Source organism: Tritonibacter sp. SIMBA_163, from assembly GCF_046535935.1.
GTDB classification, from domain to species: domain Bacteria; phylum Pseudomonadota; class Alphaproteobacteria; order Rhodobacterales; family Rhodobacteraceae; genus Epibacterium; species Epibacterium scottomollicae.
The window spans coordinates 1-271 of record NZ_JAWJBP010000465.1 but is presented as its reverse complement, the minus strand read 5'-3'; the positions used below and the strand labels follow the sequence as shown (position 1 = coordinate 271).

1 protein-coding gene is annotated in these 271 nt (G+C 35.8%); it reads right to left on the bottom strand.

Annotated elements, in window-relative coordinates; genetic code table 11:
* Window positions 1–271 (bottom strand): ParA family protein (locus R0J92_RS23140; RefSeq protein ID WP_411053394.1); only part of this gene is annotated, 271 nt, incomplete at both ends.

The window sequence follows — 271 nt, the reverse complement described above, 5'->3', positions numbered from 1 at the left end:
CATGCATATCGCCATTAGTGATACCAGTTATATCAAAACGTTTCAAACGTTCCATGTTTTTCACAACAATGTTAAATAGATTCTCTTCACCAAAAATCTCTTTAGCATTTTCTAAAGTAGCTAAATCTACTGCAGCTCCATTTTTCAAAAGAACTGGTAATATCCCGATGATGTCTAAATTAGCACCATAGTCATCAATAAGTGATTGAAGATATTTGGTGAAGACTTCAGCTCCTTGCAAACTGCGCTCTTGGGTTTGTAGCACAACTAC